The sequence below is a fragment of the Nonomuraea aurantiaca genome, from assembly GCF_020215705.1.
GTDB lineage: Bacteria > Actinomycetota > Actinomycetes > Streptosporangiales > Streptosporangiaceae > Nonomuraea > Nonomuraea aurantiaca.
Window position 1 is genome coordinate 1053502 of record NZ_JAIWNB010000001.1, and the last position, 21702, is coordinate 1075203.

General features: G+C 66.4%; 16 protein-coding genes. 14 read left to right on the top strand and 2 right to left on the bottom strand.

The window, feature by feature from the left end; genetic code table 11:
* Positions 1–26: 26 nt before the first annotated feature.
* Entirely contained in the window at positions 27–878 is an 852-nt protein-coding gene (locus LDL49_RS04795) for an SDR family oxidoreductase (protein ID WP_225289649.1), read from the top strand.
* Here the strand turns inward: LDL49_RS04795 and LDL49_RS04800 are convergent.
* On the bottom strand, positions 875–1339 hold the full coding sequence (locus LDL49_RS04800; RefSeq protein WP_225289650.1) for an NUDIX hydrolase: 465 nt from the start codon (positions 1337–1339) through the stop codon (positions 875–877). The two genes, LDL49_RS04795 and LDL49_RS04800, sit on opposite strands and share 4 nt — an antisense overlap.
* A 42-nt stretch (positions 1340–1381) precedes the next feature.
* Here LDL49_RS04800 and LDL49_RS04805 point away from each other — a divergent pair, with 42 nt between their 5' ends.
* Complete coding sequence (locus LDL49_RS04805; RefSeq protein ID WP_225289651.1) at positions 1382–2884, top strand: phytoene desaturase family protein; 1503 nt, start codon at positions 1382–1384, stop codon at positions 2882–2884.
* Here LDL49_RS04805 and LDL49_RS04810 read toward each other — a convergent pair.
* Positions 2873–3445 (bottom strand): TetR/AcrR family transcriptional regulator, encoded by a 573-nt coding sequence (locus tag LDL49_RS04810; protein ID WP_225289652.1) that lies wholly within the window; start codon positions 3443–3445, stop codon positions 2873–2875. The genes LDL49_RS04805 and LDL49_RS04810 overlap by 12 nt on opposite strands.
* An 89-nt stretch (positions 3446–3534) precedes the next feature.
* Between LDL49_RS04810 and LDL49_RS04815 the strand changes: the two genes are divergently transcribed.
* The 12 genes from LDL49_RS04815 (at position 3535) to LDL49_RS04875 (ending at position 21175) form a co-directional block, all read left to right on the top strand.
* Entirely contained in the window at positions 3535–4734 is a 1200-nt protein-coding gene (locus tag LDL49_RS04815) for a cytochrome P450 (protein WP_225289653.1), read from the top strand.
* A 72-nt stretch (positions 4735–4806) separates the two neighbouring features.
* Positions 4807–5502 (top strand): response regulator transcription factor, encoded by a 696-nt coding sequence (locus LDL49_RS04820; RefSeq protein ID WP_225289654.1) that lies wholly within the window; start codon positions 4807–4809, stop codon positions 5500–5502.
* On the top strand, positions 5499–6836 hold the full coding sequence (locus tag LDL49_RS04825) for a sensor histidine kinase (RefSeq protein ID WP_225289655.1): 1338 nt from the start codon (positions 5499–5501) through the stop codon (positions 6834–6836). Before LDL49_RS04820 ends, LDL49_RS04825 begins: the two co-directional genes overlap by 4 nt.
* A gap of 43 nt (positions 6837–6879) precedes the next feature.
* Positions 6880–8049: a bifunctional glycosyltransferase family 2/GtrA family protein gene (locus LDL49_RS04830; RefSeq protein WP_225289656.1), complete on the top strand. Its 1170-nt coding sequence runs from the start codon at positions 6880–6882 to the stop codon at positions 8047–8049.
* A gap of 86 nt (positions 8050–8135) precedes the next feature.
* Positions 8136–10442: a glycosyltransferase family 39 protein gene (locus tag LDL49_RS04835; protein ID WP_308016070.1), complete on the top strand. Its 2307-nt coding sequence runs from the start codon at positions 8136–8138 to the stop codon at positions 10440–10442.
* A gap of 349 nt (positions 10443–10791) precedes the next feature.
* The gene (locus LDL49_RS04845) at positions 10792–10989 is read left to right on the top strand and encodes a hypothetical protein (RefSeq protein ID WP_225289658.1); all 198 of its coding nucleotides are present in this window, start codon (positions 10792–10794) and stop codon (positions 10987–10989) included.
* Positions 10990–11064: 75 nt separating this feature from the next.
* Positions 11065–11208: a PIN domain-containing protein gene (locus LDL49_RS04850; protein ID WP_225289659.1), complete on the top strand. Its 144-nt coding sequence runs from the start codon at positions 11065–11067 to the stop codon at positions 11206–11208.
* Positions 11209–11224: 16 nt separating this feature from the next.
* Entirely contained in the window at positions 11225–11398 is a 174-nt protein-coding gene (locus LDL49_RS04855; protein WP_225289660.1) for a PIN domain-containing protein, read from the top strand.
* A 300-nt stretch (positions 11399–11698) separates the two neighbouring features.
* Complete coding sequence (locus tag LDL49_RS04860) at positions 11699–11926, top strand: hypothetical protein (protein ID WP_225289661.1); 228 nt, start codon at positions 11699–11701, stop codon at positions 11924–11926.
* Between the two features lie 626 nt (positions 11927–12552).
* On the top strand, positions 12553–15429 hold the full coding sequence (locus tag LDL49_RS04865; protein ID WP_225289662.1) for a LamG-like jellyroll fold domain-containing protein: 2877 nt from the start codon (positions 12553–12555) through the stop codon (positions 15427–15429).
* Positions 15426–20345 carry an RHS repeat domain-containing protein gene (locus tag LDL49_RS04870; protein WP_225289663.1) on the top strand — a complete coding sequence of 1640 codons (4920 nt, stop codon included), beginning with the start codon at positions 15426–15428 and terminating at the stop codon, positions 20343–20345. Before LDL49_RS04865 ends, LDL49_RS04870 begins: the two co-directional genes overlap by 4 nt.
* Before the next feature lie 65 nt (positions 20346–20410).
* Positions 20411–21175, top strand: coding sequence for a pentapeptide repeat-containing protein (locus tag LDL49_RS04875; RefSeq protein ID WP_225289664.1), 765 nt, complete (start codon positions 20411–20413; stop codon positions 21173–21175).
* The last annotated feature ends 527 nt before the right edge of the window (positions 21176–21702 follow it).

A 21702-nucleotide genomic window follows, 5' to 3' on the forward strand; every position in this document is an offset into this window, starting at 1 on the left:
CGCGCTTCACCAGAAAGGGCCCATCCATGATCAGCCAGTCCAGCGCGAGGATCGCCGTGACCGGCGCCACCGGCCGCCTCGGCGGGCGCGTCGTCCGGCGGCTCGCCGCCGCCGGTATCCCGCAGACCATGGTGGTACGCGACCTGGACCGCGCCCCGCAGCTGGCGGGCGCCACCGCAGTCCGCGGCGGTTTCGGTGACCGCGACGCCGTCCTGCGGGCACTGCACGGCGTCGACCGGGTCCTGATGGTGTCGGCCTCGGAAACCCCCGAACGCCTCCAGCAGCACCGCACCTTCGTCGACGCCGCTGCCGAGGCCGGGGTCACCCACCTCGTCTACATCTCGTTCTACGGCGCCGCCCCCGATGCCACGTTCACCCTGGCCCGCGACCACTGGGCCACCGAACAGCACATCCGCGCCAGTGGCCTGGCCTTCACCTTCCTGCGCGACAACCTCTACGCCGACTTCACGCCGGCCCTGGTCGGCGACGACGACGTCATCCGCGGTCCGGGCGGACAGGGGCGAGCCGCGGTCGTCGCGCAGGATGACATCGCCGACGCCGCCACCACTGTGCTGCTCCATGCCCCTGAGCACGCCGGAGCCACCTACGACCTGACCGGCCCGCAACCGCTCACCCTCGCCGACGTCGCCGCGATCCTGTCGCGGGCCACAGGGCGCGCCATCACGTACCACCCCGAGAGCGTGGAAGAGGCCTACCGGTCCCGCGCCTCCTACGGAGCCCCGGACTGGCAGCTCGACGCCTGGGTCTCCACCTACACCGCCATCGCCAACGGCGAGCTCGACGCGGTCAGTGACGCCATCCCTCGCCTGACCGGCCACCACGCGACCCCACTGGCCGACGTCGTCTCACGGACCTAGAGCTTGCGCATGGTACGGAGGATCCACGGCGGGCAGTTCGGGTCCTCCTCCGCCTCCGCGAGCGTGAGCCAGACCAGCCCGGCCACCTCATCGGCCGCGGCGGCGAAGGGGCGGGCGTCGGCGGGCAGCGATCCCGAGAACACCACGTTGATCACCGGGTCGCCGTCGTCGGTCACGAAGAACGCGCTCTCCACGTAGGAGAGCCCGACTCCGGTGATGTCGACGCCGACCTCCTCGGCGACCTCCCGGCGGGCGGTCTCCTCCAGGACGGCCGCGCCGATGCCGTCGCCCTCGACCTTGCCGCCGATGCCGCTGAGGACGCCCGGCGCGTGAGCCTCCCCCTCCCCGCGCTTGATGAGCAGCCAGCGGCCGTCTCGTTCTCGTTGGAGGAAGATCTCGACATTCACCACGTAGGCCGGGCGTCCGCCTCTGGTGACGCAGGCCGGGTGCTCACTCGTCATGCCCCGGACTCTACGAGAGCGATCACTAGGTATGGTGCCGGTATGGGGTCCTATGACGTCGTTGTCGCGGGTGGCGGGCACAACGGGCTGGTGGCGGCCGCGTACCTGGCGCGGGCCGGGCGGCGGGTGCTGGTGCTGGAGCGGCTCGGGTACGTCGGCGGCCTGGCGATCTCCGCGCGGCCCTTCCCCGGCGTGGACGTACGGCTGTCGCGCTACTCCTACCTGGTCAGCCTCCTCCCCACCGAGATCGTCCGCGACCTGGGGCTCCGCCTCGACCTGCGCCGGCGCCGCTACTCCTCCTACACGCCCCACGGCGACACCGGCCTGCTCGTGGACGACGGCGACGAAGGCGCGACCGCCGCCTCGTTCAGAACCGTCACCGGAGGCGACGCCGACCACCGGGCGTGGCGGGAGTTCTACGGCCTGACCGCCGAGGTGGCCCGGCTCCTGGCGCCCACGCTGCTCGAACCCCTGCGTACCCCCGCCGAGATCGAGCGCCTGGTGGGCGCGGAGGCGTGGCGGGAGCTGTTCCAGCGGCCGATCGGGCAGGCGGTGGACGAGCGGTTCGGTGACGACACCGTGCGCGGCGTGGTGCTGACCGACGCGCTGATCGGGACGTTCGCCGACCCCGCCGCGGACCTGCTGGCCAACCGGTGCTTCCTCTACCACGTGATCGGCGACGGGACGGGCGACTGGAACGTGCCGGTCGGCGGGATGGGCGCGGTGTCGGGGGCGCTCGAAGCGGCCGCCAGACAGGCGGGCGCCGAGATCAGAACCGGTGCGGAGATCATCGGGATCTCCCCATCGGGCGAGGTGGCCTTCCGCGCGGACGACGGCGAGCACACGGTCACGGGACGGCACGTACTGGCCAACCTGCCGCCGGCCGTGCTCGACCGGCTGCTCGGCGCGACGCCGGAGCTGCCCGAGGGCGCCCAGCTGAAGGTCAACATGGTGCTGAGCAGGCTGCCGCGGCTCAAGGACGACTCGGTGGACCCGCGCGCGGCCTTCAGCGGTACGTTCCACATCAACGAGGGCCGCGACCAGCTGGCCCGGGCCCACGCGCAGGCGGCGGCGGGCCGGATCCCCGACCTGCCGCCCGCCGAGGTCTACTGCCACTCCCTGACCGACCCGTCGATCCTCGGCCCCGAGCTGCGGGGCCGGGCGGAGACGCTGACGCTGTTCGGGCTGCACATGCCCGCCCGGCTGTTCCGCGAAGATCCGGACAAGGCGCGGGACGAGGCGCTCAGGGCCACCCTGGCCTCCATCGACAGCGTGCTGGCCGAGCCCATCGAGGACTGCATCCTGCGGGCCCCCGACGGCACACTCTGCGTCGAGGCCAAGTCGCCGGTGGACCTGGAGAACGAGGCGGGCCTGCCCGGCGGCCACATCTTCCACCGCGACCTGAGCTGGCCGTACGCGGAGGAAGGCGGCTGGGGGGTGGAGACCGGGCACGAGCGGATCCTGCTGTGTGGCGCCGGCGCCCGGCGGGGCGGCGGCGTCAGCGGCATCGCCGGCCACAACGCGGCGATGGCCCTACTGACCTGAGGGCTCGTGGTCCGAGACCAGCCGGACCGCCACGGTCATGGCGGTGGAGGCCAGCTCGGACGGCGGCAGGTCCATGCCGAACACCTCCGGCACCCCGCCCAGGATCAGCGCGAACACCGCCAGCCGCGCCTCGAACTGCATGATCGCGTCGGCCCCCGGCCTGCTCAGCACCGACACCAGTGTGACAATGCGGTCCTGCATCCGGTCGCCCACCGACGACTGGGCGAACGCCCCCTGGTTCATCTGCGCGAAGCGCATCAGGGGACGCCACTTGTCCTCCAGCAACTCGGAGATCCGCCGCAGGATCTCCCGCCGGGCCTCGAACGTGTCCGGCTGCGCACGGGCCCACTCCGCGAGCTCGTCGAGCGAGGCGATGAACCCGTCGGCGATGCTGGAGAGGATCTCCTCTTTCGTCCGGAAGTGGTAGTACAGCGCCGGCCGGGTGATCTCCAGCCGCTCCGCGACCTCCTGCAACGTGGTCTTGTCGTAGCCCCGCTCGGCGAACAGCTCCATCGCGACCCGCTGGATCCGCTCACGTGTATCGGTCCGCCGCCCTGCCATTTCACTCCGTTCGCTTGACGGCCGGCCCCTCCATTGCTTACTTTCGCGTAAGTAAGCAATGCGATTCCGGCTTCGTAGGGAGCAAGACTATGACCCCCTCCTTCCCTGTCCCGCGCACGTGTCCGTACGCGCCGCCGCCCGAGTACGAGCGGATGCGCGAGGAGGCGCCGCTCGTACGGAGGTCGCTGCCCAACGGCGACGTCTGGCTGGTCACCAGGTACGCCGAAGCCAGGCAGGTGCTGAACGGCCCAGGCATCAGCACCAGCCCGGCCACCCCTGGCCATCCGAACAACGCCTTATCCACCGAGGAGCCCACCGAGGAGCAGCGCGCGGTCATAGAACAGTTCAGGGTCGGCCAGTTCATCGACATGGACCCGCCCGAGCACGGCCGATTCAGGCGGCTGCTCATCCCCGAGTTCACCGTCAGGCGCGTCAAGGAGATGCGGCCCGGCATCCAGCGGACCGCCGACCTGCTCATCGACGACATGCTCGCCAAGGGCCCGGAGGCCGAGCTGGTCGCCGACTTCGGGCTGGCGCTGCCGTCGCTGGTCATCTGCCAGCTGCTCGGTGTGCCGTACGCCGACCACGAGTTCTTCCAATCGCGTACCCGCAAGATGGTGTCGGCCGAGGACCCGCAGACGGGCTTCGCCGCGATCCTGGAGATCAAGAGCTACCTCGACGACCTCGTCACCGAGGCCGAGAAGCAGCCCAAGGACGACCTGCTCGGGCGGCTGATCGCGGCGGGAGAGGTGAGCCACGACGAGATCGTCGGCATGATCTCGCTGCTGCTCGTCGCGGGCCACGAGACCACCGCCAACATGATCCCGCTCGGCGTCCTCACCCTGCTGCGCCACCCTGACCAGCTGGCCAGGCTGCGCGAGGACCCGGGACTGTGGCCGATGGCGATCGAGGAGCTGCTGCGCTACCTGTCGATCGTCGACTGGGCGGCCTTCGACCGGGTGGCCATCGAGGACCAGGAGATCGGCGGGCAACTCGTCAAAAAGGGCGAGGGCATCTTCGTGCTCGGCGCCTCGGCGAACAGGGACGAGCGGGCCTTCGAGCGGCCGGACGACTTCGACATCGACCGCGGCGCCCGCCACCACGTCGCCTTCGGCTACGGCGTCCACCAATGCCTCGGCCAGAACCTGGCCAGGGCCGAGCTGGAGATCGCCTACCGGACGCTGTTCGAGCGGATCCCGTCGCTGCGTCTCGCGGTGGACGAGGAGGAGGTGTCGTTCAAGTACAGTCAGGTCATCTTTGGGGCGAACGCCATGCCCGTCACGTGGTAGCTGCAATAGCACTCATGAAACAGCCCGGAACCGTTCATGGCGTTCTCATGATGGGGCCTTAGCGTAAAGATTATGAGTGAGCCCGCACGATTGCTGGTGGTGGACGACGAGCCCGCGTTGCGCGAGGCGCTGCAGTCGAGCCTGGAATTCGAGGGCTACAAGGTCGTCACCGCCAACGACGGGCAGGCCGCGCTCGACCAGGTGGCGCGCGAGACGTACGACGCGGTGCTGCTCGACGTCATGATGCCGCGCCTCGACGGGCTGACCGCCTGCCGCCGGCTCAGGGCCACGGGCAACCACATCCCCGTGCTCATGCTGACCGCGCGCGACGCGGTCGGCGACCGGGTCTCCGGACTCGACGCGGGCGCCGACGACTACCTGGTCAAGCCGTTCGAGCTGGACGAGCTGCTGGCCAGGGTCCGCGCCCTGCTGCGGCGGGGCGCGCTCAACTCCGCCGTCCCGGAGGTCACGCTGACCTACGGCGACCTGCGCATGGACCCCGACACCCGCGAGGTCACCAGGGGCGAGCGGCGGCTGGACCTGACCAGGACCGAATACCTGCTGATGGAACTGTTCCTGACGCACCCGCGCCAGGTGCTGACCCGCGAGCAGATCCTGGGCGAGGTGTGGGGGTTCGACTTCGAGCCGACGTCCAACTCGCTCGACGTGTACGTGATGTACCTGCGCCGCAAGACCGAGGCCGGCGGCGAACCGCGGGTGATCCACACCGTCCGCGGGGTGGGCTACACGCTGCGGGCCGCGCCGTGAGGCGATACAGCCTGCGCTCCCGGCTCACCCTCCTCGTCACGGTCGCCGTGGCCCTGGCCATCGCGGCCTGCGCGGGACTGTCGTGGTTCATCGTGCGCGAGCAGATGGTCCGCCAGCTCGACCAGACCATCATGGACCCCGAGGGCAAAGGGGACCAGAGGTGGCTGAGGGACCATTGCTCGGTGGAGGGAACCCCCGCCGAATATGCCGCCGGCCTGGTGACGTTGCTGTACGCGGACGGTACGACCTGCTCGCTGGGCTCGCCGATCGTGGTGACCGAGGAGGACAAGCCGGCCATCCCCCACCCCGGCCGGCCGATCTACCGCTACGGCGTCACCAAGGACGGCATGCCGGTGCGCGTCGTGACGGTGAACTTCGCGCCAGGTGCGGCCGTCCTGGAGGCCAGGCCGCTGTTCCACCTCCAGGACACGTTGCGCAACACCGCGTTCGCACTGGCGGCCGTCGCCGCTCTGGGCGTGCTCGGCGCCGGATGGGCGGGCCTGGCCATCTCCCGTACGGCGCTGGCGCCCGTCGGCCGCCTCACCAAGGCCGTTGAGCACATCGCCCGGACAGAGGACCTCGACACCCCCATTCCCGTCAAGGGCAGCGACGAGATCGCCCGGCTGAGCCTGGCGTTCAACGCCGTGATCACCGCTCTGGCCGCGTCGCGCGAGCGCCAGCAGCAACTCGTCGCCGACGCCGGGCACGAGCTGCGCACCCCGCTGACCACCCTGCGTACCAACATCGACCTGCTGCTGCGCAGCGAGCAGACGGGCCGCAGCCTGGACCCCGGTGCCAAGGAACGCCTGCTGGTCAACGTGAAGGCCCAGTTCGCCGAGCTCACCGCGCTCGTCGGCGACCTGCTCCAGCTCGCCCGCGGCGACACCGACCACGAGCCGCATGTCGAGCTGGGCCTGCACCAGGTCGTCACCGCCGCCGTCGAACGGGCCAGGCTGCGCGGCGCCGACGTCACGCTCGACCTCCAGCCCTGGTACGTCGTCGGCAACGCCGCCTCCTTGGAACGTGCCGTACTCAACCTCATCGACAACGCCGCCAAGTTCAGCCCGGACGGCGAGGTCCAGGTCAGCCTGCGGCAGGGCGAGGTGACCGTACGCGATCACGGGCCCGGCATCCCCGAAGAGGACCTGCCGCACGTCTTCGAACGCTTCTGGCGTTCCCCGGCCGCGCGCGGCCTGCCCGGCTCCGGGCTCGGCCTGGCGATCGTCGCGCAGGCCGTGGCCGAGGCGGGCGGAAAGGTACGCCTGGAGAACGCGCCCGGCGGCGGCGCGATCGCGATCGTCGAACTGCCCGGGAATCTCACCCCTCACTCATAATCGGCTAAGTCCCGTTAAAGACCCCCGCGATGGGATCTGGGGCATGCACACAACAGTCAAGACCCGGCTGGTCGAGGTGGTCGTCCCGGTCTACAACGAGCAGCGGGCCCTGCGCGACAGCATCGGCCGGCTGCACGCCTACCTCTCGGGCACCTTCCCCTACGACTACCGCATCACGATCGCCGACAACGCCAGCACGGACAACACCTGGCAGCTGGCCATAGAGCTGGCCGCCGAACTGCCGCACGTACGGGCCGTACACCTGGACGGCAAGGGACGCGGGCGGGCGCTGCGCCAGGTGTGGTCGGACAGCGACGCGGACGTCGTCAGCTACATGGACGTCGACCTGTCCACCGACCTGGACGCGTTCCTGCCGCTGGTGGCCCCGCTGCTGTCGGGCCACAGCGACCTGGCCATCGGCACCCGGCTGGCCAGGACGTCGCGGGTGGTGCGCGGGCCGAAGCGCGAGTTCATCTCCCGCTCGTACAACCTGCTGCTCCACTCCGTCATGGGCGCCAAATTCTCTGACGCCCAGTGCGGCTTCAAGGCCGTGCGCACCGAGATCGCGCAGGCGCTGCTGCCCGCCGTCGAGGACGAACAGTGGTTCTTCGACACCGAGCTGCTGCTGCTGGCCGAGCGGCACGGGCTGCGCATCCACGAGGTGCCCGTCGACTGGGTGGACGACCCCGACAGCCGGGTGGACGTCTTCCAGACCGCCATGGACGACCTGCGCGGCCTGGTCAGGGTGGCCCGCAAGACGCTGTCCGGGGCAGCCCGGATCCCGGTGCCCGCCCGCGTGTCGCAGGCGCGGTTGCCGCGCGGGATGGCGGCGCAGTTGCCCAGGTTCGCGGTCGTGGGCATGGTGAGCACGCTGGCGTACCTGCTGCTGTTCTCGGGGCTGCGGCAGGCGATCCCGGTGCTCGCGGCCAACGCGATCGCGCTGCTGGTGACGGCCGTGGCCAACACGGCCGCCAACCGACGCTTCACCTTCGGGGTGACGGGGTCGGCGGGGGCCATGCGGCACCAGTTCGAGGGGCTGATCGCGTTCCTCGTGGGGCTGGCGCTGACCAGCGGCGTGTTGGCGCTGCTGCCGGACGGGGCCTCTCATGGGGTGGAGCTGGTGGCGGTCGTGGTGGCGAACGCGCTGGCCACGCTGGTCCGCTTTTTGCTGCTGCGCGTCTGGGTCTTCAACCCTCGCCGGAGGACGTCATGACGGATGCGCGTCCGGATCTTCCATCTGCGCCGGAGAACGTCATGACCGATGCGCATCGCGTTCGCCAACCTTCGCCGGAGGACCTCGTGACCACGACCCTCGCCCGTCCGAGTCACCGCCGTATGTCCCGTCCAGCCCAGATCTGGCGTGGCGCCCCGGAGGACCCCCGCTGGTCCCGTCCCGCGCTCTGGGCGGTCCTGGCTGTCGCCCTCGTCCTCTACACCTGGGCGCTGAGCGGCAATGCCAACGAGTACTACTCCGCCGCCATCCTCTCGGGCACCAAGAGCTGGAAGGCGTTCTTCTTCGGCGCGATCGACTCCAGCTCGTACATCACCGTCGACAAGCCCCCGCTGGCCCTGTGGGTGATGGGCCTGTCAGCGCGCATCTTCGGCTTCTCGACCTGGAGCATGCTGATCCCACAGGCGCTGGCCGGCGTGGCCTCCGTCGGCCTGGTCTTCTCCGCCGTCCGACGGGCTTACCCCGTCGTCGTGTCTGCCCACTCGGAGGTACGGCAGGCACACGTGGCGGGCCTGATCGCGGCCGTGGTCATGACCCTCACCCCGATCACCGTGGCGATCAACCGCGACAACAACCCCGACACGATCCTGGTGCTGCTGCTCGTCCTGGCCGCCTGGTTCTGCCTGGAGTCACTGCGCACCGGGCGGCTGGGCTCGCTGCTGGTGTGCTCGCTGTTCGTGGGACTGGCGTTCAACGTCAAGATGCTCCAGGCGTACGTGGTCGTGCCCGCTCTCGCCCTGGCGTACCTGCTGTGTGCACGGGTCTCGTGGGTGAAGCGTGTCGGGCATCTGCTGGCGGCGGGCGCTGTGATGGTGGTGTCGAGCGCTTGGTGGATGGTGATCGTGGACCTCTGGCCCGCCGACTCCCGTCCGTACATCGGCGGCTCGACCGACAACACCGTCTGGAACCTGGTCATCGGCTACAACGGTTTGGGCCGTGTCTTCGGCCAGAGCGGTGGCGGTCCGGGTGGCGGCGGTGGCGGTGGCGCCTCGTTCGGCGGGGCGGCGGGGGCGGACCGGCTGTTCAACGACACGATGGCGGGCCAGATCTCGTGGCTGCTGCCGTTCTGCGGGCTGGCCCTGATCTTCGCGTTGACCGCTCGGTGGCGGCGCGCCAAGCTCACTGCCTTGCCTGGGGCCGACACGGACACCAGCGCCGCCGCTAGGCATGGGGGCGCTGCGGACGCGAGCGGCGTCGCCAAGCCTGAGGCGACCACGCCTTGGGTCAGCCTGGTCACGCCCGAGATTGGCGCCGCATCCGAAGTCGGCACCGCGTCCGTGGTTGGCACCGCGCCTAAGGGTGGTGCCGCGTCCGAAGTCACTGCCTCGCCCATACTCGCCGGCGCTTCAGGGGTTGCTGCTCAGCCTGGAGCGAGCCTCGCCGCGTGGCTGGTCTGGGGTGGCTGGCTCGTCGTGCACTTCATGGTGTTCAGCTTCGCCAGCGGCACCTTCCACCCGTACTACACGACCGCCATGGCACCTGCCGTCGCCGCCGTCACCGCTTTCGGCGGACTGGCCATGTGGGACGCCTACCGGCACTCGCGGGCGTGGGCGTGGGTCCTGCCCCTGGGCATCGCCGTCACGGGCGCCTGGTCGTTCACGGTCCTGCGCCGTACGCCCGACTTCGTACCGTGGCTGGCTTGGGTGGTGCTCACCGCGACCGTTGTAGCGGTGGTGGGGCTGGTCCTGGCCACGTTCCGTCGCAAGGTCGCGGTCCGGCTGGCCGCGATCGGGCTGGCAGCGGCAGTGATCGCCGGACTCGCCGGGCCGGCCGCGTACGCAGTCACGCCTCTCCAGTCGCAGGTCAACGGCTCGAACCCGACGGCAGGACCGTCGGGCAGCGCGGGCTTCGGCCCTGGCGGCGGCTTCCGCGGCATGATGCGCCCCGGTCAGAACGGCCAGCCCCCCATGACCCCATCCAACGGCCAGGACGGCCAGAGCCAGAACGGCCAGGATGTGCAGGACAGCCAGTACGACCGGGCTCAGGACGGGCAGGACGGGCAGGGCGCGGACAGCCGGTTCGGACGAATGGGCAGTTTCGGCGGCGGCATCAGCAGCTCGATGATCTCCTACCTAGAGGCCAACCAGGGCAAGGCGGAGTGGCTTGTGGCCGTGAGCAGCGCCATGCAGGCGTCATCGACCATCCTGTCCACCGGCAAGCCGGTCATGGCCATGGGCGGCTTTACCGGCAGTGACCCCGCCATGACCGTCACCCGCCTCAAGGAGTTGGTGGCGTCCGGCGAGCTCCGCTACGTGCTGGCTGGCGGCGACGACCGAGGCGGCCCCGGCAGGGGCAACAACGAGGTCACCACCTGGGTCCAGGCCAACTGCAAGGCCGTAACCGGTCAGGACGGCCTGTACGACTGCACCGCATGATCCGAGGCAAGGGGCGCCGCGATCAATGGCGACGGGGCGCCCCAGAGCGGACCTTCAAACAGCGGAGCCTCTCTATTGTCGGTACGTGGTTGCCTACGAAGCCGGCTCCCCGGTGTATGAGCAGATTGCGTTGCTGCTGCGAGCTCGCATCGAACAGGGCGAATGGAGGCCCCGGCAAAGGCTCACCAGCGCCACCCACCTCGAACAGCAATACGGCGTCGCACGTCAAACGGACCGGATGCGAACATGGCGGCGATAGAAGAAACGAAGAGTGAAAGCCCAGTATCCACGACGGCTGGGCATCGAATGCTGAGTTCTGCCAGCTAGCAGCGCTCCGGAGGAGGTCCTCATGAGCACACCCGAAGCGGACCACCCCGCCTACCCGCCGATCAGGCCCCGCTTGTCGGTCGAGGAGTTGCTCGCGGCCAAGAACACCCAGCCGATCCGCTCCGTGGACGACCTCGCCGCCGACACCTTCGAGTCGGACGAGGAACTGGAGGAGTTCCTGGCCTCCACCTACGCCGAGCGCCATCACGACGTAGCCTGAACCAACGCTGCGCAACCTGTCATCTACGACACCGAGGTCGCCTCGCTGATCCACAAGCGCAAACTCACCGGCCCGTTGGCCACCCGTCTGATCGGCCGTAAGCCGCTGATCACTTTCGTGACCTTCGGCGAGCTGACCAAGTGGGCCGAGATCCGCCGCTGGGGCACCCACAGCCGCCAGGAGCTGGCCGACTGGCGCTCTCCCGATCCTGCCCGGTGACGAGCCGGTCGCGGCGATGTGGGGCCGGCTGTCGGCCGCCGGCATCCAGCGTGGACGCCCCCGCCCGATCAACGACATGTGGATCGCCGCCTGCTGTCTCACCTACGACCTACCGCTGGCCACGCTCAACCTCAAGGACTACGAGGACTTCAAGACCCACCACGATCTGCGCATCCTCGGCACCGACTAGCCCCCGCGAGCGCGTGGTCGTTCATGGTCCTGCGCCGTACGCCCCACTTCGTACCGTGGCTGGCCTGGGTGATGCTCACCGCGACGGTTGTCGCAGTGGTGGGGCTGGTCCTGGCCATGTTCCGTCGTGAGGTCGCGGTCCGGCTGGCCGCGATCAGGCTGGCGTCGGCGGTGATCGCCGGGCTCGCCGGCCCGGCCGCGTACGCGGTGACGCCGCTCCAGCCCCAGGTCAACGGCTTGAACCCGACGGCGGGACCGTCGGGCAGCGCAGGCTTCGGCCCCGGGCTGCGGCTTCCGCAGCATGATGCGCCCCGGCCAGAACGGCCAGCCCCCCATGACCCCACCGAACGGCCAGGGCAAGAACGGCCAGTATGCGCAGGACGGCCAGGTTCAGAACGGCCAGTACGGCCGGGCTCAGAATGGACAGGACGTCCAAGGCCTGGAGTACACGCGCTTCATTCAGCAGGCCGATGATGGCCTGCACTTGATCCGGCCTCTAGTGAACGCCCTCTCTGTCCAGCGAACCTGAGCGATATACCACTCCTTAGCATGTCATGCGCATACATGTCGTCATGCGGGACTGATCCTGTGGTAAGTCGCATTCCGTGACCCTTGATCGCAAAAATCGATCTTGTGTCCCTTTTATGCGCAGCTTACGCTTTGCCCGTTTGGCAATCTTGCTCCGAGCCGCATGGGTCAAGAATCTTCGGGTTCGTACCGGGTGGGTGGAGCTTCGTCCGGCGCCGCAAGGCGGCCCGCGTGCTTCGGAGTGTGACGGCGTATGCGCCGCAGCCTGTTTAGTGTGCTTTCGCTTGTTCATAAGTGGTTGGTAGCGGTTCTGGCTGTGACCCTGCTGCCGGGGCTCTTGTTGCTTCCTGTTGGGCCTGCTGGCGCGGCTGCGGCATCGATTGCGGAGACTGTGGCTCAGGGGTCGTTGCTCACTCCCCAGCAGCAGTACGGCACGGGCTTCAGCACAGCGGCGCAGGTGCCCTCCAGGGTGGGCGAAACTTCGGCCAAGAGGCCGAAGCAGGATCCGAAGCCCCCCAAGGGTGCACTTCCGTTGGAGAAGCGTCATGTGCTCTCCGCCAGGCTGAGAAGGGGTTGAGGACTCCTCCGCCGCTTGCTGACCGCAAAAGCAAGGCGGACAAGCGGTCATTGGACGGGATCCAGCCCGGCCAGGAACCGCATGCGGAAGTGACGTTCGCTCCCAATGCGTCCACGCCGGTGGCGTCGTCGTTGTTGGTGTCTCCGGGGACGTCGTCGGCGAACGGTTGGGTGACGCCGTCGCTGACGCCGTTGCTGTCGGCGGTTGTGACGGATCCGGATAATCGCAAGGTCGGTGCGCAGGTGGAGATTCAGCACGATCCAGCTGTGCCAGCGCAGGGATCAGGGCTGATCTGGTCGACCGATACCGGCTCCTCTTCCGCTTCAGGATCCCTCATATCGGTGGATGTTCCCACGAGGAAACTGTTCGACGGCTGGTCAGTGCAGTGGCGCATTCGCCCCAGTGCGTCGGGCACGTACGGTGTCTGGTCAGCGTGGCAGTCACTGCGGGTTGACCGGTCGAAGCCGTCGGTGTCGTCATTGTTGCCGTCCCCTGCGAGGCTGGACGCGAAGACGTGGGTCACCTCGTCGTTGAGGCCGCTGCTGACGGCGGTGGTGAAGGATCCAGATAACCGCAATGTTGGCGTCAATCTAGAGGTGCGGCATGATCCGGGCGTCCCGTCTCAAGGGACGGGCCTGATCTACTCCGAGAGCACCGCTGCGACGTCACCGTCTGGCTCGCGTATCTCCATCCTCATGCCTGACGGCAAGTTGTCCAATGGCTGGTCGGTGCAGTGGCGCGTGCAGGGATGGGCAGCGTCGACGGATTCGGTTGCCGGACCGTGGTCGGAGTGGCAATCCTTGAAGGTCGCGCCGGTGACAGTGGACTGGGTCTCGCCGGTTGACAACTCACAGGTCAACTCGCTGACGCCGACGTTGTCCGCCTCTGCCACGCCCGGCGATGAGTCGGCGGACGTCACGTACTGGTTCCAGGTCTGTGAGGGGACGCCGGGCAACTGGACGTGGTGCGAGAGCTCGAACAACTGGGGGCTGTCCAATGGCTGGGATGTACCCGCCGGGAAGCTGAAATGGGGCCGTACCTACTGGTGGCAGGTGCAAGCCGCCGCCAGCGGCGTGAAAGAGATCTCGCCGTGGCGGACCTTCACAGTCACCCCGGGGCAGGGGACGATCAACGCGCTACTGGCTTCCGGCACCGACGGACGCGAGTTCAACCATGTGACCGGCAACTACACCCAGACGGCCACCGACGCTTCAGTGGCCACCGTGGGGGCGCCGCTGTCGATCACCCGGACCTACAACAGCCTCGACCCGCGGTCCGACGCCCCGTTCGGCGCGGGATGGACGACGCAGTGGGACACGCGGATCCAGGACGAACCGCAAACCAAGACGGTCCTGGTCACCTATCCCAACGGACGCCAGTATCGGTTCGCCGCCAAGGCAGACGGCAGCTACGCGGCTCCGCTGGGCGTGCTGGCCAAGCTGGCCACAGTCGCAGGCGGTGGCTGGCGGCTGATGGATCAGACGTCCACCTCTTTCTGGTTCGACGCCCAGGGTCGTCTGACCAAGATCAGTGACGCTCGCAACCGGGCGCAGCAGTTGACCTACGGCACCGATGGAAAACTCGCGAAGATCACCACGACGGCGGGAGGCCGGTCGCTGACGTTGGTCTGGACGGGCAACCATGTCACCGGTGTGTCCACCGACCCGGTCGACGGGAAGGCGCTGACCTGGACGTACAGCTACGACGGGGACACGCTCACCGCGGTGTGCCCGCCGACCGCCGGGACGGAGTGCACCACCTACGCCTACACCGGAAACTCGCGCTACCGCACCGTAGCGGTGGACACCAGGCCGACCGGCTACTGGCGCCTGGGCGACACGCAAGTCGCCTTGGGTTCTAAAATCGCAGACTCTGCTGAATGGGACGTCGACCCGAACGAGGCCGTTCTCGACGGCGGTACTTTCGACGCCACCGTTGGGATCGCCGGAGCTCTTGCCGGGACCAGCGACAAGGCGATGCGCTTCAAGGGCACCTCGAACTCCACCTACGTGCAGCTACCGCATGCTGCGATCAGCCGCAACGGCGGTTTTCTCTCACTCGAGGCTTGGTTCAAGACGACTGCCTCCGGCACGGTGATCGGCTACGACACCCTCTCGGGTGGCGCTGCAATCCCGGCCATCTATGTGGGCAAGGATGGCAAACTTCGCGGCCAGTTCAACACCGGCACAGCCAGCCCGATCACCTCGGCCACCATCGTCAACGACGACAAGTGGCATCACGTCGTGCTGTCTGGAGCGGAGAACACCCAAACCCTTTACCTCGACGGGCAAACCGTTGGCACCCTCGACGGCACCATCACCAATCTCGACCGAAGCGATGCGCAGATCGGCTACGGATATGCCTCCGCCTCCTGGCCGTCGACCGTCACCACCAGCAGTGCTTTCCCGTTCGCGGGTGACATCGACGAGGTCGCGGTCTACGGAAAGCCACTCGGTCTGGCCGAGGTCCGAACTCACTTCGCGGCCCGGCTGGCGCAGCCGCAACTGACCAAGGTCACCCTGCCGTCCGGGCGAGTCTGGTCGATCAACACCTACGATGCCGACGGCGGCCGCCTGCTGACACATACCGACAACAACGGCGGCACCTGGAAGCTGGGCAGCCTGCAGTACAACGGGGACGTCGTCGCAGAAGACGGTATCGCGGTGACAACCGCAGTCACCGACCCCCGAAATGGCACGTTGACCTATGTCAACGAGGGCGACCGTGACTACCGTCCCATTTCGGTGACTGACCAGCTCGGCAAGGTGATAAAGCACGAGTACGACAGCAGCGGCTTCCTGGCCAAGATCACTGACCGCAACGGGAACGTCTTCAGGCTGTACAACGACGAACGCGGCAACCGATCAGTGGCGAATCCTGCCGCAAGGCGGATGACTGTCAGCGGACCCATGCGACGTACTACTTGAACAAGAACGACGAATTCGACCCGCGCAACGGCCGGCAGCTCACCTATCGCGACGCACGCTCGTGGGGAGCAACCGACGACACCTACGTCACCAAGTGGGAGTTCAACCAGTACGGTGAGCAGCTCAAGGAGACGTCCCCGGCCACTCCGGACTTCCCCAACGGCCGTTCGGCCAGCGTCATCTACACAGACGGCAGCGAGGCGGCGATCGGGGGCGGCTCCACCCCGGCCGGTCTGATCGCCTCGCAAACCGACGCCCGGGGCAACACCTGGACCTATCGTTACACCGCCGCCGGAGATCTCGCCGAGCAGAGCAATCCCGCCGGTCTGCTGGTCAAGCTGAGCTACGACGCCCTGGGGCGGCTACGCGAGAAGTCAGAGGTATCACCAGCTCATCCGGACGGAGTGAAGACCGCCTTCACCTATGACGGACTGGGTCGCCCCGCGACACAGACCGAGCCCGGCGTGAAGAACGAGGTCTCCCAGGTCACGCACACCAAGCGCACCACGTTCGGCTACGACCCGGACAGCAACAAGCTCAGGGACACCATCACCGACCTGACCGGCGGAGATGCCGAGCGTGCCATCGTCTACACCTACGACACCCACGGCAAGCTGGAAACGACCACCGACCCCGAGGGCGGTGTCGTCCGGCAGACTTGGAACGCCATCGGTCAGCTGGCCACGATCACCGACGCCCGCGGCGCGGTGGTGGAGTACGGCTACGACCCGCGCGGTTTACTCACCTCGCGCACGTTGAAGGGCTGGACCGGCAGCCCGGTCAATCCGCAACCGGCCAAGGACGAGGTTCTGGAGTCGTTCACCTACGACCCAGGCGGCCGCCTTGAAACTCAGACGGACGCGATGCGCCGCACGACCTCCTTCAGCTACTTCAAGGACGACCTGCTGGAGAAGAAGACTGCCGTAGGCGCCCTGCTGAATGACTCCACGACCACCACCAGCGATGTGGTGCTGGAGAATCACACCTATGACGCGGCAGGCAACCAGATCAAACTGGTCACCGGCGGGGATAAGTCGATCACCACTGAGTATGTCTATGACGCCGCCAGCCGACTGACCTCACAGACTTTCGATCCCTCAAGCCTGGCCCGCAAGACGGCCTTCGTTTATGACGCCAACGGCAATGTGCTCAAGTCCACCCGCACCGGCGCCGGCTCCACTCGTGCCGAGGTTACCGAGTACGCCTACAACAAGGTCAACCAGCCCAACAAGACCACCGTGGAGAACGGCGACCAAGACCTGGTCTCCACCACCACGTACGACGAGCGCGGTCTGGCCGTCGCCAGCATCGACCCGCGCGGTAACGCCACCGACGCGAATGCAGCCGACTTCACCACCACCATGCGCTATGACGCGCTGGGCCGGCTGATCGAGGCGAGCGGTCCGAAGGTGAAGGTAGAAAAGGCCGGCACATCCAGCGACGCGCACCCCACCGCTCACTTCGGCTACGACGCGTTCGGCGCCAAGACACACGAGACCGACGCCGAAGGCCGCACGGTCACCTCGGTCTTCGACAAGGCCGGACGACTGACCAGCCAGAGCGCCCCCAGCTACACTCCGCCCGGCGGCACCGCCATCACCCCCACCACCGCGCACACCTACGACCTGGCCGGTCAGCTGATCACCACCACCGACCCGCGCGGCTACGTCACGACGTTCGAGTACGACAAGCTCGGCCGCCAGGTCCGCATCACCGACCCCGCCCCGGACGGCCAGACCCCCGGCCGGTCGATCATCGAGTACTACATGGACGGCTCGAAGAAGGCGACCGTCGATCTCACTGGCGCGCGCAGCGAGGCCACCTACGACGGTCTGGGCCGTCAGGTCACCCAGACGCAGATCGAACGCAAGCCGGCCGCGGCCGTTTACACCACCAAGCTGTTCTATAACCAGGCTGGCTTCCTCTACAAAACAGAGGCGCCCGGCACCAAGACCATCGACTACTCGCCGAACGCGGCCGGTGAAGTCGAGACGCAGATCGTCGCCAAGGGCACGGCCACGGCGATCACCACCACGATGCAGTACGACCTGGCCGGCCGCCTGATCAAGACCGCCGACGGGCGAGGCAACTCCACCACCACAGAGTACGACCTGGCCGGCCGCAAGATCGCCGCCAAGGACCTGGAAGGCACGACGATCCGGCGCACCACCAGCGCCGGCTACGACCCGGCCGGCAACCAGACCAGCGTTACTTCCGGCGAGGGCCACACCACCAAGCAGACCTTCGACGCCCTCAACCGCGCCACCTCGCTGATCGAGCCGACCTCGGCCACCGACTCGATCACCACCAGCTTCGGCTACGACGCCACCGGCGCCCGCACCCGGCTCACCGACGGCCGCGGCAACGCCACCTGGACCACCTACAACAGCCTCGCACTGGCCGAAACGGTCACCGAACCGGCCACCACCGCCCACCCGGACGCCGCCGACCGTACCTGGACCACCGGCTATGACGCGGCCGGCAATCCGACCTCCGTCATCCAGCCCGGCGGGGTGCGCATCGACCGCACCTTCGACCACCTCGGACGGCTCACCAAGGAAAGTGGCGCGGGCGGCGGCGCCGCCACTGCGGAGCGCACCTTCGGCTACGACCTGGCCGACCGTCCCACCACCATCGGCGATTTGACCGTCGACTACAACGACCGCACGCTGCCCCTGTCGATCAAGCGCGGCACAACCCAGCTGACCGGCTACGCCTACGACGGCCTCGGCCAACCCACCCAACGCGTGGACGCCGCTGGTACCGCCACCTTCACCTGGGACGCCAACAACCGCCCGGCCACCGCCACCGACCCGGTTACCGGCCGCAAACTCACCTACGGCTACGACGCGGCCGACAACCTGTCCTCGCTGACCGCCACCACCGGCACCACCCCCGTCGACACCCAGATCTTCACCTACGACTACGCCGACCGGCTGGAAACCCAGACGCTGCGCAAGGGCAGCAGCACCGGCATCCAACTCGCCAAGATCACCTACGGCTGGGACAAGGACGACAACCTCACCACCAAAACCACCGCAGGCCTGGCCGGAGCGGGCACCAACACCTACGGCTACGACCACGCCGGCCGCCTCACCTCCTGGACCGCCCCCGGCGGCGCCACCACCGCCTACGAGTGGGACAAGTCCGGCAACCGCACCAAGGCCTACACCTACGACGAACGCAACCGCCTAACCTCAGGCGACGGCACCGGCTACACCTACACCCCGCGCGGCACCCTGGCCACGGAAACCAAAGCCGGCGCCACCACCAACTACACCTTCGACGCCTTCGACCGCCTCATCGCCGACGGCGACTCGCTGTACAGCTACGACGCCCTCGACCGGGTCAACTCGCGCATCAAGGGGGCGGCCAAGCAGAATTTCGCCTACGCCGGACTGAGCAACGACCTGGCCGCCATCACCGACAGCAGCGGCGCCGTCCAGGCCAAGTACGGCCGCGATGCAGGAGGCACGCTCCTCGGCCAGCAAGAGGGCACCAACCCCGCCCTGGCCACACTGCCCGACCTGCACGGCGACCTGGTCGCCACCTACAGCACCACCGCGCTGGCCACCACCACCGCATATGACCCGTTCGGCACCGTCACTGCCCAAACAGGCGTCAAGACCACCCTCGGCTACCAGGGCGAATACACCGACCCGGACACCGGCAAGGTCAACATGCACGCCCGCTGGTACCAGCCCGGCACCGGCAACTTCACCAGCCGCGATACCGCGACGCTGAATCCGAACCCGTCGGTGCAGGCCAACCGCTACACCTACGCCAACGCCTCTCCTCTCACCGGCACCGACCCCACCGGCCACTACACCACCCAGATGGACAGCTGGGGCAGCGACAACCCCAGCTACGACGGCCCACCTCTCGCAGGAAGCGGTGGTCAATGTATCGGGAGCTGCGGAATCGGCGGAGGCAGCGGCCCCATCGCCTGCGACATCTGGGGGTGCGCTGGTGCCATCGTTTCGTCTGAGTCATCAGACGAAGATAAAAGGCACGTTGCAGTTTTATGGTTGCTCGAGAGTGTGGGTGACCCGCTTGGGATTATACGGCTCGTCCATCAAATCTTGCGCGATCCAGCAGGAAGCATCAAGGCTCTTGCAAAAATAGCGAAATTGAGCACAAAGGCTGCTGCCGGATCAAATCTACCCGACGATGATGACCCGACCGAAGAAATCGCGGCATGTGAAAAGATGCACTCAACGAGCTACTGCATCAAGCGTGTCGACGACGAGAAGAAATGGAGGAAAGCCTACCTTCAAGCCATTCAAGACATGAGCAAGAAGTACGGTTATGATAAAATTCATAATGCTCTCGCAAGCAAAGATGGGCTTTTGCGGGATATTTTCCTCGAGAGGATCGATGAGAGGTTTTGTCAGATAGTCGGGGGAGACTGTGTTAAACCATTCTCTTATGTAGCCTTACTAACGACCAACATCGCCGTTGTCATAGGTAATGTTGACCCAAAGGATAGAAAGGCAAGAGACTCGGCCCGGATGGTTATTTGGGCCGCTCGACGGGTTATGGATAAAGGGCCCGACTATGTGTTGCGCACGCTAAGCGACGCGGAGTACAACGAATACGCGAGACTCATAGGCCTGAAGAAATTTAACGGCGCTCGCAGGTTTTTTGGAACGGCGCTGCATGAGGCAATAGCGGCAGAATTGGATCTGATGAAACCAGGTCGTTTCCAGTACTTCGCTTCGGGTGAAGTGGACTTACTGGATAGGGCAAAGAATATCAGGATAGAAATCACTACGTTCAGGGCTTTCGATAGTCATCTAAATAGGACGAATACGAATTATCGATTCGCTGCTTATGTTCTCTACAGGATCGGCACACTTCCGTCCCGCCGCATTGCGGACGAGTTGACGGGTCGGGGGGCCGGTCACGAAGAATAGGTGGCATTGCTCCTGTTCTAATTACGCTATGCTAAAATAGTCTTTTCGAGGGAAAGGGGCTGGGCGTGAATCACGAGGATGGGGATTCCATCGAGATAAAGGCTAGTCGCGCACGCGGGCGCTTCAGTCCGCAGGTCGACGAACTGGAGCTTCGTAGTGTCGAAATGGAAAACGCCGATTTTTCACACCGCAAAATATCTTACCTCGCCATAACGGCCAGCAGTTTTACTCGATGCAACTTCCAGGGAATCAAGCTAACTTCTGGAAGCATGGGGGGTGGTCGAGCGGTAACGGTATACAACGATTGCACCTTCGACGACTCTATAATTCATAGAGTCTCTCCGGGTCGGGCAAGATTCGTTTCATGCACTTTTCGCAACACCAAAATGCGCGACGTTAGGTTTCTTCGGGCGGAGCTTGTTGACTGTGTTTTCACGGGCAAGCTTCAAGGCGTGGTGTTTGATGCGGACCCTTGGGGCGAGCCTGTCGAAGGCGGCAAGATCGCCTACGAGTACCGAGGCAACGATTTTTCAGCTGCCTCCTTTGATGATGTCGCTTTTCGAGGGGGTATCGAACTTGATGATCAGCGACTGCCTGGTGGACCGGATTTTCTGCTGATTCGAAACGCATTGGCTTCACTTGGTGGAGCGTGGGACGAAGTGCAGAGCTGGCCGTTTGGCACCTTTCGCGTTGAAGCTGAAAGTTGCCTTGAAGTTCTACTGAAAAGTGCTCGACGTAAGCAAAAAGATTTGTTTATCCAGAAAAAATTCATTACCAGATCCCTTCCGCAAGAGCTTGGAGACAAGCTGGTGCGTATAATGTGCGGCTGAGTGTAGAGAGATTGATTTCGAGGTTCGCGATACGATACCGGTCGCCATGTTATTCTAGCCCTGTGCGATTTTCGTTTTTCGGTTGAATGGGTTTTCTCGTTTGACTGGGTGGTGCTGTCGTTTGATCGCTCTGCGTGAACGAAATGCCGTGACCGTGTGTGACTGTCACGTCCGCTCATATGTCCCGCGCCAGGACATTTCTGTCACGCGGATATGACCTCTCGGACGTACGGTTTCTCATGGCGCGTCACGGTGGCGTAAATTTCATCCGTCGCGCTCGAACACAAGCTCGCCGCTCACGTTGTCTCGGCGTACGTGCATCAAGGCAGGCCCGTACTGATAGCTCGGGTGTCGCGCTGCGAGGTCAAGGCGGACACACCAGATCGTGCCCCTTGCCCCCGGCGCAGATGCCAGCAGTGCCTCAAGCAGCCTGGCGGTAGCGCGCTGGTACTCCCTGGTGACGCCACACGCTCCGCGTCTACTCCCATTCGTGATGCCCCAGGCATAGAAGCCGTCACCGTCCCCAA